Consider the following 17204-nt stretch of genomic DNA (forward strand, 5'->3'; position numbering starts at 1 on the left):
AATTTCACGGTCGCCGCACACGCTCTTCGCTCCGTGCCAACGCCCCGCCCCGCAAGGGTTTCAGGCAGCCACCCGGGCCGCGATGGCCGCCCGGATTTCCGCCTCCGGCGCCGCATCGCTGAGCACCGCCCGACCGAGCCGCTCGAGCAGCACCAGGCGCAGGCGCCCGTCCTGGACCTTCTTGTCGTGGCTCATCAGTTCCAGGTAGCGCTCCGCCCCCAGATCAGGGCCGCACACCGGCAGGCCGGCCGCGCGGAACAGGGCCTCGATGCGTTGCACGTCGGACTCGCCCAACCAGCCGAGACGGCGGGACAGCTCGGCCGCCATCATCGTGCCGGCAGCCACCGCCTCCCCGTGTAGCCATTCGCCGTAACCCAGTCCGGTTTCGATGGCATGGCCGAAGGTATGGCCCAGGTTGAGCAGGGCCCGCTCACCGGCTTCCTTCTCGTCGGCGGCCACCACTTCGGCCTTGTGCTCACAGGAACGGCGCACCGCGTAGGCCAGGGCCCCCTTGTCGCGGGCGAGCAGGCGCGTCATGTTGGCTTCCAGCCAAACCAGGAATTCCGGATCGCGGATCAGGCCGTACTTGATGACTTCGGCCAACCCGGCGGCCAGCTCCCGATCGGGCAGAGTATCCAGGGTGTCCAGATCGGCCAGCACCAGCTTCGGCTGGTAGAAGGCGCCGATCATATTCTTGCCACGGGGGTGGTTGATGGCGGTCTTGCCGCCCACCGACGAATCCACCTGGGAGAGCAGAGTGGTGGGGATCTGGATGAAGGGCACACCCCGCTGGTAACACGCTGCCGCAAAACCGGTCATGTCGCCGATGACACCGCCCCCGAGGGCGATCAGGGTCGTCGAACGCTCGGCATGCTGTTCCAGCAGCACATCGAAGATCCGGTTCAGGGTCGGCCAATCCTTGTAAGCCTCACCATCGGGCAGCACGATCTCGATCACCGCCACGCCCGCCTGGCGCAACGCGGCGGCCAACCGGCTCAGGTACAGAGGGGCCACGGTTTCGTTGGTGACCACGGCCACGCCGGCTTTCTTGACGAAGGGCAGGATCGGCGCCACATCGTCCAGCAGGCCGGTGCCGATGTGGATGTCGTAGGCGCGATCGTCCAGGGCTACGCGCAGGGGTTGCATGAAGAAGCCTCGTGCTCGGAATCGGGAAATTGCCGGGTGAGTTCGCGCAGCAGGAACTGGGCGACCGCCTGGGCGCTGGGCCCGGGGGATTCGACCACTAGATCGGCCACTTCGCGATACAGGGGATCGCGCTGAGCGTGGAGCTCGCGCAGGCGCCCAAGGGGGTCGGCCACTTGCAACAGGGGGCGGTTGCGGTCGTGGCGGGTGCGCTCGAATAACAGTTCCGGCGACGCCGCCAGGTAGACCACGAAGCCACCTCCCTTGAGGTTGGCCCGGTTTTCCGGATTGAGCACGACGCCCCCTCCGGTGGCCATCACCACCGGGCATTCCTGGGTCAGGTCGGCGATGGTCTGGGCCTCGCGGCGGCGAAACCCGGCCTCGCCCTCGATCTCGAAGATGATGGGAATAGCGACACCGGTACGGGCCTCGATTTCGTGATCCGAATCGATGAACCGCTTGTGTAGGCGCCGGGCAAGCAGACGGCCGACCGTGGTCTTGCCCGCACCCATCAGCCCCACCAGGTAAATATTGTCAGGAAATGGCTTCACGCCGGGATTTTAGCAGGAATGAAAAACGCCCCGGCCGGCAGAAGCCACCCGGGGCGCACGAGGCCCGCGCTCAGCGCAAGGTCAGGGATTCGCTGATGATCTTGGGCGTGATGAAGACCAGCAGTTCCGTCTTGTTGTCCTGCTTGTCCTCGTGGCGGAACAGGAACCCGATCAGGGGCAGATCGCCGAAGAAGGGGATGCGGGTGGTGCTGTTCAGGATGGTTTGCTGATAGATACCGCCGATCACCACCGTCCCGCCGTTTTCCACCAGCACTTCGGTCTTAACGTGCTTGGTGTCGATGGCCACACCGGCACCGGTCGTGATGGTGGTATTCGGGGTGTCCTTGTTCACGTCCACCGACAGGGTGATGCGGCCGTCCGGCGTGATTTGCGGCTTCACCTTGAGCGACAGGTTGGCCTTACGGAAGCTGATCGACGTCGCCCCGGAACTGGTGGCCTGCTGGTAGGGGATTTCTACCCCCTGTTCAATCAGGGCCTCAACCTGGTTGGCCGTGACGACCCGGGGACTGGAGATCACCTTGCCCCGACCATCGGCCTCGAGGGCGGAAATTTCCAGATCGAGGAAACGAGACGCATTGGAATTGTAGAGCACGAAGGACAATGCCCCCGCCGCCGAACCGCCGATGTTGGATGCCGGCAGGTTCACGTTGAAGTCCTTGCCCAGGGTCGGTTGGGTCGTCGTCTGGTTGGCGAAGTAGGCGGTCTGGTTGAGGTTGCCGCCGGTGATGATGTTCGGCCCACCGGGCAACTTCTGCTGCGTGCCGAATCCCAGCCGTGCACCGAGGCTACGGTTGAAGGTGTCCTGGGCTTCGACGATCTTGGCCTCGATCATCACCTGGCGCACCGGCTTGTCCACTGTGGCGATCAACCGACGCACTTCCTCCTGGCGGGACGGCGTATCGCTGACGAACAGGATGTTGGTGCGCGGATCGTAGGAAACCTTGCCCTTCTTCGACAGGTGGTCGGTCAACAGCTTGAGTACTTCAGAAGCCTTGGCGTAGTTGAGCTGGTAGCTCTCCTGGTTGATCGTTTCCAGGTCGCCGATCTGCTGCCTAGCCTCCAGGTTGAGCTTCTCCCGGGTGGAGATCTCGTCCTGCGGTGCAATCAGGATGACGTTGCCGTTGCGCCGCATGTCCAGCCCCTTCTGCTGGAAGATGATGTCCAGCACCTGGTCCGCCGGTACATCCTTGAGCACCAGGGTGGTGGTGCCCGTCACCGTTTCACTGATCACGGCGTTGAGCCCCAGTTCCTCGGCCATCACCCGCAGCAACTGGCGTACGTCGCCATTGTGGTAGCTGATCGAAACCTTGGGCCCCTGATAACCAAGCTTGCTTCCTTGCACCAGCTTGTTCGGGTTTTCGACGATCTGTTTGACCTCGACGACGAACTGGCTTTCCGCCTGATAGGCGTTGTGCTCCCACAGGCCACGGGGCGTGATGGTGAGCAGGACGTTGTCACCCTTCTGGGTTGCAGTCACCGCCGTCACCGGCGTGCCAAAGTCGGTCACGTCAAAACGGGTGCGCAGGGATTCGGGCAGACTCGCCTTCTGGATTTCCACCACCAAGCCCGTACCCTGCTGCCGGATGTCGATACCCACGTCCGGATCGGACAGATCCACCACCACGCGCCCCTCACCATCCTTGCCACGACGGAAGTTGATATCGCGCACCGCATGCCTGGCGTCGGTCGCCCGGGCTTCGGTGAAACGGGTCTGGCCCACCGCAGCGGCGCCGCGGGCGATCGGTCGCAGGCTTACCAATAACGCGTTGCCATCCAGCCGGGTCTGATAGGTCATCGACTGGTTGAGGTTGAGCACCAGCCGGGTCTTGGCCGGGGTTTCCACCAAATTGACGCTCAGCAGGTCACCCTCGTTGAGCACCTGGGAATTGCGCCCCAGACCATTGGCGACTCCTTGCAGGTCGAGGGCGATGCGTGCCGGGTTGGCCACGGCGAAACCGACCGGAGGAGCCGCCAGGGGCTCGCGGAAGGTCAGCTTCATCAGGACTTCGCCCCCCTGCTGGGTGACGTTGAACGACTCGATCCGGTTCTGCCCGTCCGCCGCGCCCGCAGCGGGTGCCAGCAGCACCGCGGCGGCGGCAACCAGCACTCTTAGCCACTTGCGAATCATTATTTCCCCTCCCTCGTATCCTGCAGCAAGAGCGTGTTGCTCCGCTCCACCCAGTCTCCCGTGGAGTCCTGGACGAGCTCCCGCACAGCCACTTCGCTTTCCTTGATTTCCGTCACGATGCCAAAGTCCTGGCCCACGTAGTCGCCGATCCGCACCTGCTTGATCTTCTGGTCGAACTGGACGACGGCGTAGGGCGTCTTGCCGATCTTCAGGTAGCCGATCATGCGCAGCGATTCGAGGGGCACCCGCTCCAATTCGTTGTTGCGCGCATCCCGGGCCTCGAAGTCCGGGGAGAACTTGCTCGGCCCCGAGCCCTTGCGACCTTCCGGCTCCAGCTTGGCAACGCGGAAGGGGTCGAGGGTACCGCCCGGATCGTAGGTCGCCGGCTCGTAGGGCTTCACCGCCGGCAGCGGCGGCACCCGACCGCGCAGATCCTTGCCGCTTTCTGCCATCCAGGCCTTCAGGTCGTCGTGGTTGTTGGAGCACCCTGCCGCCAGGACGAGGGCGCCGAGCACGGCGCAGGCGGCCGGCCAAGTCGGCATGCGGCTCATTTCTTGGCTCCCTTGGCCGCCTTCTTCTGGGCCGCCACCTCGTTATCGTCCAGGTAACGGAAGGTCCGCGCCGTAGCGTCCAGGACCAGCCCGCCATCCTTCGGCTGGGGCGTGATGCTCATGTTGCTCAGGGTGACGATGCGCGGCAGCTTGGCGATGTCGGCGGCAAAAGCGCCGAAGTCGTGGTAATTGCCGATCAGCTTGAGTTGGATCGGCAGCTCGGCATAGAAATCCTTCAGGGCTTCGCTGCCCGGCTTGAACAGCTCGAATTGCAGCCCACGCCCCAGGCCGGCCTGGTTCACTTCGACCAGTAGCGACTCCACCTCGGCCTTGTTGGGCAACTGCTTGAGCATGGCGCCGAAGGAACGGTCGATCTCGCTGAGTTGCTGGGTGTAGAGCTCCAGGTTCACCGACTGCTTCTTCTTGTCCAGGTATTCCTGCTTGAGCTTATCCAGTTCCTGCCGCTTACCGTCGAGTTCGGTCAGCTGATCCGACCAGACGAACCACCAGCCGGCCACCAGCAGGGCGATGAAAATACCCACCAGCACCGCCACCCGCGGCACCAGAGGCCAGGCACCGGGGTCGTTGGGGTTCAGGTTGCGGAACTGGGCCGCGAGGTCCTGGACGTCGATCTTGGGAAGCTCGAACGAGGTCATGGCTTGTCCTTCGCCGCCACCAGCTTGGCATCCGAAGCATTGGCATCGGGGCGGGTGATGAATACCGTCATGCTGAACTCGGAAAGGCGCCGTTTGTTGACATCCACCGCCTTGATCTCGATCAGCGCCGGACGCTCCAGCCAGGGCGATGCCTCGAGGTTGCGCATCAGGGTGGACACCCGGGCGTTGGACTGGGCATAGCCCCCCAGGGTGACTTTCTGCCCTTCCTGCTTCATCAGCTTGAGATAGACCCCATCCGGCACCTGCTTGGCCAGCTCGGAGAGCAGCAGCACCGGCTCGGCCCGGTCGAGTTGCAGGGATTCGATCACCTGCTTGCGCGCCAGCAGGGCCTGGGTCTGCTCCTTGAGGCGCTTGATCTGCTCGATCTGCTTGTCGAGGGTGGCGACCTCCTGCTTGAGGAAGGCGTTCTCCTCTTCCTGCGAGGAGATGTAGCCGGAGATCACGGAGAACACCAAGACGATGATGACCACGGCCAGGGCCGCGGCCAAACCGGCCAGGCTGTAGAACTGCTGGCGCCGCGCCTTGCGCTTGGCTTCCCGGTGGGGGAGCAGGTTGATCCGGATCATGCGTCGAACCTCCGCATCGCCAGGCCGCAGGCCACCAGCAGGGCGGGGGCGTCGTTGGCCAGGTTCTTGGCCCGCACCTTGTCCGACACCGGCATGCCGGCAAAGGGATTGGCGACCTGGGTATTGACCTGGGTGCGAGCAGCCACCGCCTCGTCGATGCCCGGAATCACGGCACAGCCGCCGGCCAGGACGACCTGGTGCACCTGGCTGTACTGGGTCGAGGTGAAGAAGAATTGCAGGGCCCGGGACACTTCCAGGGCCAGGTTCTCGACGAAGGGTCGCAGCAACTCGCCCTCGTAGTCGTCGGGCAGGGTGCCGGCGCGCTTGGCCGACTCCGCCTCGTCGAGGGGCATGCCGTAGTGGCGGGAAATGTCCTGGGTCAGCTGGCTGCCGCCGAAGGCCTGTTCCCGGGTATATACCGGCTGGCCGTTGCGCAGCACCGTGAGATTGGTGACGTTGGCCCCCACGTCCACCAGGGCGATGATCTGGTTCTGCCCGCCGTCGGACAACTGGCGCTCGACGAAGGAAAAAGCCGCCAGGGTGGCGTAGGATTCCACGTCCATCACCACCGGCTTGAGCCCGGCGCTCTCGGCCACGGCCACCCGGTCCTCAACCTTTTCCTTGCGCGAGGCAGCGATCAGCACTTCGACCTCGTCCGGCGACGACGGCGCCTCGCCGATGACCTGGAAGTCCAGGTTCACCTCTTCGAGGGCGAAGGGAATGTACTGGTTGGCCTCGGACTCCACCAGGACTTCGAGTTCTTCTTCGCGCTGGCCGGCCGGAACGATGATCTTCTTGGTGATCACCGCCGCCGCCGGCAGGGCCATGGCCACGTTGCGGGCGGTGGAGTTGAGGCGCCGCCAGGCTTTCTTGACGGCATCCGAGACGGCGTCGAGATTGACCACGTTGCCATCGGCCACTGCATCCTTGGGCAGAGGCTCGATGGCATAGCGTTCGACGCGGAAGTCGCTCTTGCCCAAAGCGGACAGCTCCACCATTTTCACGGCGGAGGAACTGATATCCAGGCCCACCAAGGGCTGCGCCTTGGGGCTGAATAGAGAGAGGTCGAGCCGCAAACCGATTCCCCCTGAAATGTTTCTTAGGAAACTATTTCAAAAATTTTCTTTAAAAATTAACCGCTTGCAGCTGATACAAATAATTTACGTCAAATGCTAGCAACAAGGCATGGAGGTGTAAAGCGATTTTTGGCTTAACGGCTGCCTCCGTATAATTGCCCCACCTCACTGGAACCATTCTCATCGTGTCAAACGTCTCGCGCTGGATTCTGTACCCGCTGCTCCTCATCGTCAGCCTGATGGTGGTGGGCGCCGCCCTGGTGGGCATCGTCGTCACCATGGCCTATCCCAACCTGCCCTCCCTGGAGGCCCTAACCGACTACCGGCCGAAGATCCCCCTGCGCATCTACAGCGCCGACGGCCAGCTGATCGGCGAATTCGGCGAAGAACGGCGCGCCGTGGTGCGCATCCAGGACGTGCCAGCGGTCATGAAGCAGGCCATCCTCTCCGCCGAGGACGAACGCTTCTACCAGCACGGCGGGATCGACACCCTGGGCATCCTGCGCGCCGCGGTGGCCAACCTGACCTCCGGCGGCAAGCGCCAGGGCGCCTCCACCATCACCATGCAGGTGGCGCGCAACTTCTACCTGTCGTCGGAAAAGACCCTCACCCGCAAGCTCTACGAGGCCCTGCTCTCGTTCAAGATCGAGCACAGCCTGAGCAAGGACCAGATTCTCGAGCTGTACATCAACCAGATCTACCTGGGCCAGCGCGCCTACGGCTTCGCTTCCGCCGCCCAGATCTATTACGGCAAGCCCATCAAGGACTTGACGGTGGCCGAGGCGGCCATGCTCGCCGGCCTGCCCAAGGCGCCCTCCGCCTACAACCCGGTGGCCAACCCCAAGCGTGCCCGGCTGCGCCAGCAGTACGTGCTGCGCCGCATGCACGAACTCGGCTTCATCACCGACAAGCAGCAGCAGGAAGCCCTGGAACAACCGCTGGTGGTCAAGCGCGACGCCAACGCCTTCGCGGTGCACGCCGAGTACGTCACCGAAATGGCCCGCCAGATGGTGGCCGAGCGCTTCCCCGACGATGTCTATACCCGGGGTTACAAGGTCATCACCACCCTCAACACCGCCGACCAGGAAGCCGCCTATAACGCCCTGCGCCGCGGTGTGCTCGACTACGACCGGCGCCACGGCTACCGGGGCGCCGAGGCCTTCATGGACATGAAGGACGTGAGCGGCGACAACGACGAGGCCTTCGACGAATTCCTCGCCGACCACCCGGACAGCGACGACCTGGCCGCCGCCGTGGTGCTGGCCGCCGACGCCAAGCAGATCAAGGTGTACAAGCGCGGCGGCGAAATCCTCACCCTCACCGGCGATGCCATCAAGTTCGCCCAGCGCATGCTCGACGAGAAGGCGCCCCCCAACAAGCGCCTGCGCCGCGGTGCCCTGGTGCGCCTGGCCAAGGCCGACAAGGGCGGCTGGCAGATCGCCCAGTTGCCCGAGGTGGAAGCGGCCTTCGTCGCCGTCTCGCCCAAGGACGGCGCCATCCAGGCGCTGATCGGCGGCTTCGACTTCAACCGCAACAAGTACAACCACGTCACCCAGGCTTGGCGCCAGCCCGGTTCCAGCTTCAAGCCCTTCATCTACTCGGCGGCTCTGGAAAAGGGCTTTACCCCGGCCTCGGTGATCAACGACGAGCCCCTCACCATCCCGGCCTCGCAAACCGGCAGCACCGCCTGGGAACCGAAGAACTACGACGGCAAGTACGAGGGCCCGATGCGCATGCGCACCGCCCTGGCCAAGTCGAAGAACCTGGTGTCGATCCGCATCCTCCAGGCCATCGGCACCCACTATGCCCAGGACTACGTCACCCGCTTCGGCTTCGACGCCGACAAGCACCCGCCCTACCTGACCATGGCCCTGGGCGCCGGCTCGGTGACCCCCTGGCAGATGGTGTCGGCCTACGCCGTGTTCGCCAACGGCGGCTACCGCATCCGCCCCTACGTGGTGAAGGAAATCCGCGACGAGCGCGGCCAACTGCTGGCCCAGGCCGAACCGGTGCAGGCCGGCGACGAGAACATCCGCGCCATCGACGCACGCAACGCCTACCTGATGGATTCGATGCTGCGCGACGTGACCATCTACGGCACCGCCGCCAAGGCCAGCGTCCAGCTCAAGCGGCGCGACCTGGCGGGCAAGACCGGCACCACCAACGACTACGTGGACGCCTGGTTCTGCGGCTACCAGATGAGCACCACCGCCTGCACCTGGATCGGCTACGACCAGCCCAAGCGCATCGGCGAAACCGGCGGCGCCGCCGCTCTGCCGGTGTGGATCGGCTACATGTCCCGGGCCCTGCGCGACGTACCCGAGGAAACCCGGCCCACCCCCGAGGGGCTGACGGCGGTGGACGTGGTCAACGAGCGGCGCGGCGGCACGGTGAAGGAGTTCTTCTACAACGAGAACGTCCCGGCCCAGATTCCGCCGGAACCGAAGGATGACGGCGCCAAGCCGGTAGACTGACCCGGCGCCGGCTCTGGAGCCGCCCGCGCCGGGTGGCTCCATACGGCAAACGGCCCTGGCGAAGGGCGCCGCAACCTGCGTGCGCCGCCCTTCGCCAGGGCCGTTTTCTTGTGTGTTGAGCGTCGCGCGAAGTGTCGCCAGCCTCAGCGCAACCGCACCGGCGCCCCACCGTGAGTCGCGATCAGGGCCCCCAGGCGCTCGAACAGTTCCACGCCGTCCCGGGTGTCCTTCCACACACCGTCCTCGGCGCGGAAGTGGAAGCCGCCGGAGCGGGCCGCCACCCAGATTTCCCGGGCCACACCGTGGCGGTTCACCACGATCTTGCCACCATCGTCGAACTCCACCTCCAGGATGCCCCCGGGGGCCAGTTCGAAATCGAAGTCGGCTCCCGCATCCACCGCCGCCTCCAGGGCGGCCTCCAGGCGCGCCAGGGTGGCGTCGGCCAGGGCGTTGAATTCGGCATCATTCATGCTGTGCTACCATCCTTGTCCATTTTTCGGGCGCTGCGGCGCGTCCATGCTGACATTACTGACATCGCGGCGGGAACGCCGCAGCAGCGCCGCTCCCAGCCTGCTTTCAGCCTTTTCTCGCCCATGATCAAACATCCACGGCACTCTTCCGGCACCACGCGGGCACCCCGGGCGCTCACCCTGGCCGTTCCCGCCGTCCTCGGCCTTGGCCTTATCCTGGCGGGCTGCGGCACCAAGGGGCCGCTCACCCTACCGCCGGGCCAGGGCCTGACGCCCGGGCATGTGCCGATCGTGCCGGTAGTCGGCGTCGGCGTCCAGCCGCCCGCCGCCACGGCCAAGCCGGCGCCGCAAGGCACGACGGCAACCCCGGCGTCGCCGGATGTTAGCACGGGCCAACCCAGCGCCCCCGCCACCGGTGCCACCAGCACCTCCACCCCATCCAAGCCATGACCCTGCTCGCCCCCGAACTCACCCGCATCGACGGCCGCCTGCATCTCGAAGGCGTCGCCCTGGACGCCCTGGCCGATCAGTACGGCACCCCCTGCTACGTCTATTCCCGCGCCGCCCTGACCCGGGCCTACCGGGAATACGCCGACGCCCTGGCCGCCCACCCGGCCGGCCAAGGCGCCCTGGTCTGCTACGCGGTCAAGGCCAACTCCAACCTGGCCATCCTCAACGTCTTCGCCCGTCTGGGCGCGGGCTTCGACATCGTCTCCGGCGGCGAACTGGCCCGGGTGCTGGCTGCCGGCGGCGACCCGGCCAAGGTGGTGTTCTCCGGTGTGGGCAAGACCGCCGCCGAGATGCGCCAAGCCCTGGAGGCCGGCATCCGCTGCTTCAACGTCGAATCCGCCCCCGAGCTGGACCGCCTCAACGCGGTGGCCGGCGAGCTGGGCCAGCGCGCCCCGATCAGCCTGCGGGTGAACCCGGACGTGGACCCCAAGACCCACCCCTACATCTCCACCGGCCTCAAGGAGAACAAGTTCGGCGTGGCCTTCGACGAGGCCGAGGCCCTCTATGCCCGCGCCGCCACCCTGCCGCACATCGCGGTAACCGGCATCGACTGCCACATCGGCTCCCAGATCCTCGATCCCTCGCCCTTCGTCGAAGCCCTGGACAAGATCCTCGGCCTGGTGGACCGGCTGGCTGCCCGGGGCATCGCCCTGCACCACGTGGACATCGGCGGCGGCCTGGGCATCCGCTACCAGGCCGACGACACAGAACCCAAAGTGCGCGACTACCTGAACCCGCTGCTCGACAAACTGGCCGGCCGCGGCCTGTCGGTGGTCATGGAGCCGGGCCGCCGCCTGGTGGGCAACGCCGGCCTGCTGCTGACCACCGTGGAATTCCTCAAGCCCAACGCCGCCAAGAGCTTCGCCATTGTCGATGCGGCCATGAACGACCTGGCCCGCCCGGCCCTCTACGACGCCTGGCACGAGATCGTGCCGGTGGTCGAGCGCAGCGACGCCCAGGCGCGCACCTACGAGATCGTCGGCCCGGTGTGCGAAACCGGCGACTTCCTCGGCCACGACCGGCAACTGGCCCTGGCCTCGGGCGACCGCCTGGCGCTGCAATCGGCCGGCGCCTACGGCATGGCCATGAGCTCCAACTACAACACCCGCCCCCGGGCCGCCGAAGTGATGGTGGACGGCAGCCAGGCCCACCTGGTGCGCCGCCGCGAGACCGTGGCCGAGCTGTACGCCGGGGAAGCCCTGCTGCCCTGAGGCCCCACGCCTCCCCGACAAACCGGCGCGTCGCCTGCCCAGGCCCGCGCCGGTTTGCCGTCTACGCCCGGCCGACCTTACGGCGTGACCGAATGCCGCAGGCCCCCGCCTCCTGATTCCGCCTTGCTCCGGCTAGAATCGGACCGTTCCCCGTTGCTCCCTACCCTGCCCGTGCCCACATCCACCTCGCCCGCAGCCCCAGGCACACCCACCGCCCTGCTGCACCGCCTCGTGCCGCTGCGCCGCTTCGAGGTGGCCAGCCAGCTGGCGGTACTCCTCGCCGCCACCCTGGGGCTGGGCATGCCCCTGCCCCTGCCGGTCATGCTCTCGGCCATCGGCGTCCTGCCCCTGGCCAACCTGGTGCTGCGCCGCCAGTTGCGCAGCCTGGCCGGGCGGGATGCCGCCGCCGGCGAAAAGCTGGTGCTGGCCCAGTTGGCCGTGGACGTGGCGGTGCTGGCGGTACTGCTCTACTGCGCCGGCGGTTCGGCCAACCCCTTCGTCTCGATGCTGCTGGTGCCCCTGACCCTGGTGGCCGCCTCCCTGTCGGCCCCTTACGTGGCGGCCATGGCCGCCCTCACCCTGGGGGCCTATTCCCTGCTGATGGTGGTCTACCATCCCCTGCCCACGCCCCGTCTCGACCTTTCGCCCCTGGACGCCCTGTTCGCCCCGGCGGAGGGTAGCGAGCACGTACACAGCGGCTTCGGCCTGCATGTGGTGGGCATGTGGTTCAACTTCGTGGCCAGCGCCACGGTGGTGGGTATCTTCGTCACCCGCCTGGCCCGGGCCCTGCGCGAGCGGGAACAGGCTCTGGCCGAGGCCCGGGAACAGGCTCTGCGCCACGAGCACCTGATCGGCATCGCCACCCTCGCCGCCGGCAGCGCCCACAAGCTGGGCACGCCCCTCTCCACCCTGGCGGTGACCCTTCACGAGTTGCGGCGCGAGCGGCCCGACGATGCCGAGCTCCAGGACGAACTGGCCTTGCTCGAAGACCAGGTGGGCCGCTGCAAGACCATCCTCAAGGAAATCGCCGCCGCTGCCGAGCCGGCCCGGACGCCCTTGCCGGTGGCGGACTGGCTCGCCGCCCTGGCCGACGAATGGCAAGTGATCCGCCCTCGGGCCCGGCTGGTGTGCGACCTGTCCGGCGCCGGCACCGCGCCGGTGGCCCCGGAACGGGCCCTGGAGAACGCCCTGCTCAACCTGCTCGACAACGCCGCCGACGCCACGCCGGAAGGGGGCGAGCCCCTGCGTTTCACCGGCCGCATCGACGGCGACCGGCTGATCCTGTCGATCGCCGACCGGGGCCCCGGCCCCGGCGCCCTGGGCCAGCGCCTGGGCGCGCCGGTGGCCTCCAGCAAGCGCGACGGCCTGGGCATCGGCTACTTCCTCGCCAACGCCGCGGTGGAGCGCCTCGGCGGCCAGGTCAGCCTGGTGCCCCGGGACGACGGCCCCGGCACCCTGACCCGCATCGACCTGCCCCTCATCCGCCTGGGCCCCGGCCCTGCCACCCCCGACACGCCATGACCGACACGCCGCCCCTCCCCTCCGCCGATACCGACGCCCCCACCCTGCTGCTGGTGGACGACGACGAGGTGTTCCGCCGCACCCTGGGCCGCGCCCTGGAGCGGCGCGGCTTCGCCGTGAGCGTGGCCGAGGACGCCGAATCGGGCTACGCCCTGGCCGCCCAGGAGCCGCCGGAATACGCGGTGGTGGATCTGAAGCTGCCCGGCGATTCCGGCCTGACCCTGGTGGAACGGCTGCACGCCCTGGGGGCCGACACCCGCATCGTGGTGCTCACCGGCTACGCCAGCATCGCCACGGCGGTGGAGGCGATCAAGCTCGGCGCCACCCACTACCTGGCCAAACCGGCCAACGCCGACGAGGTGGTGGCGGCCCTGGCGCGTAGCGGCGGCGACGCCTCGATCCCGGTGGCCGACAACCCCCTGTCGGTGGACCGGCTGGAGTGGGAGCATATCCAGAAGGTGCTGGCCGACCACGACAACAACATCTCGGCCACCGCCCGGGCGCTGAAGATGCACCGCCGCACCCTGCAACGCAAACTGGCCAAGCGCCCGGTACGCGAGTAGGCGGGCGCACCAAGCCTCCCGCCTGCGGCGCTGCTAGACTCCGGTCTTTTCCTACAACAACGACCGGAGACACCGCCCATGCTGACCTTCTACCATTTCCCCGGCGCCTGCTCCCAGGCCGTGTTCGTCGCCCTGGAAGAACTGGGCCTGGCCCATCGCCGCGTGGCCGTGGACCTGATCCGCGGCGAGGCCCAGTCCGCCGAATTCCAGGCCATCAACCCGGCCGGCCAGATTCCCGCCCTGGCCCTGCCCGACGGCCAGCTGTTGAGTGAAGCCGCCGCCATCCTCACCTGGCTGGCCGACACCCACCCGGGGGCCGACCTGCTGCCCACCTCGCCCCTGGCCCGCGCCCGGGCGGCGGAATGGATGAGCTTCATCGGCTACAGCCTGCACGCCGCCTCCGGCCCGGTGTGGAAGCCGGCCAAGTTCCTCGCCGACCCGACCCGGGAAGCGGACATCAAGGCCGCCGGCAGCGAACGCTACCTGGCGGCCCTGGCGGTGGCCGAGCAGCGCCTGGGCGACAAGCCCTGGCTGCTCGGCGAGCACTACTCCCTGGTGGATGCCTACCTGCTGCCCTTCTGGCACTGGCCCCAGCGCTGGCGGCTCGACCTGTCCGCCTTCCCGCGCCTGGCCGCCTGGCACCAGCGCATGCTGGCCCGTCCGGCGGTGCAGCGGGTACTGGCCGCCGAGAAGGACGAACTGAAGGCCCTGCTGGCCAAATGAGCGAACACGCAGCGATGACCGATCCCGCCGCCGCAGACTGCGAGGCCGAGCCGCCGGTGACGCCCCTGGATCAGGTGCCCGGGGCCGACCCGGCCGGACGCCTGCGCCTCGACAAGTGGCTGTGGGCGGCACGCTTCTTCAAGACCCGCAGCGCCGCCGCCACCGCCATCGACGGCGGCAAGGTGCGCTGGAACGGCGGGCCGGCCAAGGCGGCCCGGGAGGTGAAGGCCGGCGATGAGCTGGAGATATTGGCCGGGGAGCAGCGCTACACGGTCACGGTACGGGCGGTGAATCCCCTGCGCCGCCCGGCCCCGGATGCCCGGGTCTTGTACGAGGAAAGCGCCGCGTCCCGGGACAAGCGCCATACCGCCAGCGAACTGCGCCGCCTTGCCCCGGCTCCCGGCGAGGGGCTGAAGGGCCGCCCCACCAAGCGCGACCGGCGCCAGATCGACCGCTTCCGCTGAAGCAGCGCTCCCAAGCCCAACCCCCGGGCCGTCCGGCCGGGAGGGCGCCGCTAGAAGCTCGTCCCCGGCAAGGCCAGGGTCAAGGCCAGGGGAATGAAGCCCAGGGCCGCTAGGTTGCCGATCATCACCATCGAGGCCACCTTGTCCGGCTCCTGGTGATAGCGCTCGGCGAACACGTAGTTGAGCACCGCCGGCGGCAGGGCGCCGAACATGATCAGGAGCGCCCGCTGCTGGCCTTCCAGCCCCAGGGCCCAGATGGTGGCGAAGGCCAGGGCCAGGCCCACCAGGGGCCGGCCCACGGCGCTGGCCACGCCCAGGGGGATCGACGACAGGCTGGAGCTGGCCAGGCGCACCCCGAGGGAAAACAGCAATAGTGGAATCGACACGTCGCCGAGCATCTTGATGGCGATCTTGAGGGGCGCCCACACCGGGAAGTGGGTCAGGCTGACCGCCACCCCGGCGACACTGGCAATCACCGTGGGGATCTTCCACAGGTTGGCGAGGCGGGTGTGGTGGTCCAGGTACCAGGCACCGAAGGAAAAGTGCAGCAGGTTGGACACGAGGAACAGCACCACCGCCGGGGCCAGGGCCTGCTCGCCGAAAGCCAGCACCGCCAGGGGCAGGCCCAGATTGCCGCAGTTGTTGAACATCCAGGTGGGCACCAGGGTCTTGGCCGCCACGCCGGAGGAGCGGGCGATCAGCAGCGCCGCCGCGCCGGAACCGGCCACCCCCACCAGGGCGCCCACCGCCAGGCCCCAGTTGGCCACCAGGTCGAAGGACTTGTCGGCCATGGCGGCAAACACCAGGGCGGGGACGAACACGTCCATGTTGAGGTGGTTGGCGAAGGTCATGTCCGGCTTCTTGCGCCGGCCGTACCACCAGCCGGCGGCGATCACCGCGAACACGGGAAAGACGATGGCGACGATGCGCATCAGCATGGGGGGATGTCTCCGTTTTATCGTTGTTGTCGGCGCCGACCGTCGCGTGGGCGCGGCGGGGCCAGGAGGAATGGTAGCCTGCTAAGGTTTTTTCCGGTGTTTTTTACCCAGCCCTGCCAAACCCCGCGCCAGTGGCCGATCTCCAGGCATCTACCGCCAAGAGCCAATAAAAACGCCACTCTCCGGCGGTCATGCCTGAAGAGTGGCGTGGATACTAGACTTTAGGCCAACGGCCGGAGAAGCCCCCGGCCGTTCCGCCTTACAGCACGTAGCGCGACAGGTCCTCGTTGCCGGCCAGGTTGCCCAAGCGCTCCTCGACGAAGGGGGCGTCGATCACCACCTTGGTCAGGCCCGGCTTGCCGGCGTCGAAGCTGACTTCTTCGAGCAGCCGCTCCATCACCGTGTGCAGGCGGCGGGCGCCGATGTTCTCGGTCTTCTCGTTCACCTGGCAGGCGATCTCGGCCATGCGCTTGATGCCGTCCGGGGTGAATTCCAGGCCCACCCCCTCGGTGGCGAGCAGGGCCTCGTACTGGCGTGTCAGGCAGGCGTCGGTCTGGGTCAGGATGCACTCGAAGTCGGCCACCGACAGGGAGCCCAGTTCGACCCGGATCGGGAAGCGTCCCTGCAATTCCGGGATCAGGTCCGACGGCTTGGCCAGGTGGAAGGCGCCGGAGGCGATGAACAGGATGTGGTCGGTCTTGACCATGCCGTACTTGGTGGAAACGGTGGTGCCTTCCACCAGCGGCAACAGGTCGCGCTGCACACCCTGGCGCGACACGTCGGCCCCCTGGGCCTCCGAGCGGCTGGCGATCTTGTCGATCTCGTCGAGAAAGACGATGCCGTTCTGCTCCACGTTCTTCAGGGCGTCGAGCTTCACCTCCTCGTCGTTGACCAGCTTGGCCGCCTCCTCGTCGGTGAGCAGCTTGAGGGCCTCGGGAATCTTCAGCTTGCGGGTCTTCTTCTTGCCGCCGCCCAGGTTCTGGAACATGCCCTGGATTTGGCTGGTCAGTTCTTCCATCCCCGGCGGGGCGAAGATCTCCGCCTGCATGCCGGGCAGGGCCACCTCGATCTCGATTTCCTTGTCGTCCAGGCTGCCCTCGCGCAGCATCTTGCGGAATTTCTGCCGGGTGGCCGAATCCTGGGGTGCCGCCTCGCCCTCATGGGCGAGGAAGCCGGCGCCGCCGCTGCCCCGGGCCGGCGGCAGCAGGGCGTCGAGCACCCGCTCCTCGGCGGCATCCTCGGCGCGCACCCGCACCTGCTTCATGGCCGATTCGCGCCCGTTCTTGATGGCGATCTCCATCAGGTCGCGGATGATGGTGTCCACGTCCCGGCCCACATAGCCCACCTCGGTGAACTTGGTGGCCTCGATCTTGATGAACGGGGCGTTGGCCAGCCGGGCCAGGCGCCGGGCGATCTCGGTCTTGCCCACGCCGGTGGGGCCGATCATCAGGATGTTCTTGGGGGTGATCTCCTGGCGCAGCGGCTCGGCCACCTGGGCGCGCCGCCAGCGGTTGCGCAGGGCGATGGCCACGGCCTTCTTGGCGGCGTTCTGGCCGACGATGTGCTTGTCCAGCTCGCTGACGATCTCGGCGGGAGTCATGGTACTCATGGGCGGCG

The 17204-nt window shown here is 67.2% G+C and carries 17 protein-coding genes; 7 read left to right on the forward strand and 10 right to left on the reverse strand.

The window, feature by feature from the left end; translation table 11 throughout:
* Nucleotides 1-60: 60 nt before the first annotated feature.
* From aroB to V7Z98_RS09415, 7 genes are all read right to left on the reverse strand, one after another.
* Nucleotides 61-1146, reverse strand: a complete 1086-nt coding sequence (gene aroB / locus V7Z98_RS09385) for a 3-dehydroquinate synthase (RefSeq protein ID WP_334157762.1) — start codon at nt 1144-1146, stop codon at nt 61-63.
* A complete protein-coding gene (locus tag V7Z98_RS09390; RefSeq protein WP_291488182.1) occupies nt 1128-1694 on the reverse strand; it encodes a shikimate kinase in 567 nt (188 codons plus the stop codon). The genes aroB and V7Z98_RS09390 overlap by 19 nt, the downstream gene beginning before the upstream one ends.
* Nucleotides 1695-1764: 70 nt before the next feature.
* On the reverse strand, nt 1765-3843 hold the full coding sequence (gene pilQ / locus V7Z98_RS09395) for a type IV pilus secretin PilQ (RefSeq protein WP_334157763.1): 2079 nt from the start codon (nt 3841-3843) through the stop codon (nt 1765-1767).
* Nucleotides 3843-4394, reverse strand: coding sequence for a pilus assembly protein PilP (locus V7Z98_RS09400; protein ID WP_334157764.1), 552 nt, complete (start codon nt 4392-4394; stop codon nt 3843-3845). The genes pilQ and V7Z98_RS09400 overlap by 1 nt, the downstream gene beginning before the upstream one ends.
* The gene (locus V7Z98_RS09405; protein WP_291488188.1) at nt 4391-5050 is read right to left on the reverse strand and encodes a type 4a pilus biogenesis protein PilO; all 660 of its coding nucleotides are present in this window, start codon (nt 5048-5050) and stop codon (nt 4391-4393) included. Before V7Z98_RS09405 ends, V7Z98_RS09400 begins: the two co-directional genes overlap by 4 nt.
* Nucleotides 5047-5637, reverse strand: a complete 591-nt coding sequence (locus V7Z98_RS09410; protein WP_334157765.1) for a PilN domain-containing protein — start codon at nt 5635-5637, stop codon at nt 5047-5049. Before V7Z98_RS09410 ends, V7Z98_RS09405 begins: the two co-directional genes overlap by 4 nt.
* Nucleotides 5634-6713, reverse strand: a complete 1080-nt coding sequence (locus V7Z98_RS09415; RefSeq protein ID WP_334157766.1) for a pilus assembly protein PilM — start codon at nt 6711-6713, stop codon at nt 5634-5636. The genes V7Z98_RS09410 and V7Z98_RS09415 overlap by 4 nt, the downstream gene beginning before the upstream one ends.
* A gap of 239 nt (nt 6714-6952) precedes the next feature.
* Here V7Z98_RS09415 and V7Z98_RS09420 point away from each other — a divergent pair, with 239 nt between their 5' ends.
* The gene (locus V7Z98_RS09420; protein ID WP_334157808.1) at nt 6953-9187 is read left to right on the forward strand and encodes a penicillin-binding protein 1A; all 2235 of its coding nucleotides are present in this window, start codon (nt 6953-6955) and stop codon (nt 9185-9187) included.
* A 143-nt stretch (nt 9188-9330) separates the two neighbouring features.
* Here V7Z98_RS09420 and cyaY read toward each other — a convergent pair whose 3' ends face one another.
* Entirely contained in the window at nt 9331-9657 is a 327-nt protein-coding gene (gene cyaY / locus V7Z98_RS09425) for an iron donor protein CyaY (protein ID WP_334157767.1), read from the reverse strand.
* A gap of 123 nt (nt 9658-9780) precedes the next feature.
* Here cyaY and V7Z98_RS09430 point away from each other — a divergent pair, with 123 nt between their 5' ends.
* The 6 genes from V7Z98_RS09430 to V7Z98_RS09455 all read left to right on the forward strand — a co-directional run bounded on the left by V7Z98_RS09430 (nt 9781) and on the right by V7Z98_RS09455 (nt 14649).
* Nucleotides 9781-10107 carry a lipoprotein gene (locus tag V7Z98_RS09430; RefSeq protein ID WP_334157768.1) on the forward strand — a complete coding sequence of 109 codons (327 nt, stop codon included), beginning with the start codon at nt 9781-9783 and terminating at the stop codon, nt 10105-10107.
* Entirely contained in the window at nt 10104-11378 is a 1275-nt protein-coding gene (gene lysA, locus V7Z98_RS09435; RefSeq protein WP_334157769.1) for a diaminopimelate decarboxylase, read from the forward strand. The genes V7Z98_RS09430 and lysA overlap by 4 nt, the downstream gene beginning before the upstream one ends.
* A 171-nt stretch (nt 11379-11549) precedes the next feature.
* The gene (locus V7Z98_RS09440) at nt 11550-12899 is read left to right on the forward strand and encodes a sensor histidine kinase (protein WP_334157770.1); all 1350 of its coding nucleotides are present in this window, start codon (nt 11550-11552) and stop codon (nt 12897-12899) included.
* A complete protein-coding gene (locus V7Z98_RS09445; RefSeq protein WP_293263602.1) occupies nt 12896-13462 on the forward strand; it encodes a response regulator transcription factor in 567 nt (188 codons plus the stop codon). Before V7Z98_RS09440 ends, V7Z98_RS09445 begins: the two co-directional genes overlap by 4 nt.
* Nucleotides 13463-13540: 78 nt before the next feature.
* Entirely contained in the window at nt 13541-14185 is a 645-nt protein-coding gene (locus V7Z98_RS09450; RefSeq protein WP_334157771.1) for a glutathione S-transferase family protein, read from the forward strand.
* Nucleotides 14182-14649: an RNA-binding S4 domain-containing protein gene (locus tag V7Z98_RS09455; RefSeq protein ID WP_334157772.1), complete on the forward strand. Its 468-nt coding sequence runs from the start codon at nt 14182-14184 to the stop codon at nt 14647-14649. Before V7Z98_RS09450 ends, V7Z98_RS09455 begins: the two co-directional genes overlap by 4 nt.
* A 50-nt stretch (nt 14650-14699) precedes the next feature.
* Here V7Z98_RS09455 and V7Z98_RS09460 read toward each other — a convergent pair whose 3' ends face one another.
* On the reverse strand, nt 14700-15587 hold the full coding sequence (locus tag V7Z98_RS09460; protein ID WP_334157773.1) for an AEC family transporter: 888 nt from the start codon (nt 15585-15587) through the stop codon (nt 14700-14702).
* Nucleotides 15588-15846: 259 nt separating this feature from the next.
* Nucleotides 15847-17196, reverse strand: coding sequence for an ATP-dependent protease ATPase subunit HslU (gene hslU, locus V7Z98_RS09465; protein WP_293263605.1), 1350 nt, complete (start codon nt 17194-17196; stop codon nt 15847-15849).
* Between the last annotated feature and the right edge of the window lie 8 nt (nt 17197-17204).

Origin of the sequence: Oryzomicrobium sp. (assembly GCF_036820405.1) — a bacterium.
Lineage (GTDB): Bacteria > Pseudomonadota > Gammaproteobacteria > Burkholderiales > Rhodocyclaceae > Oryzomicrobium.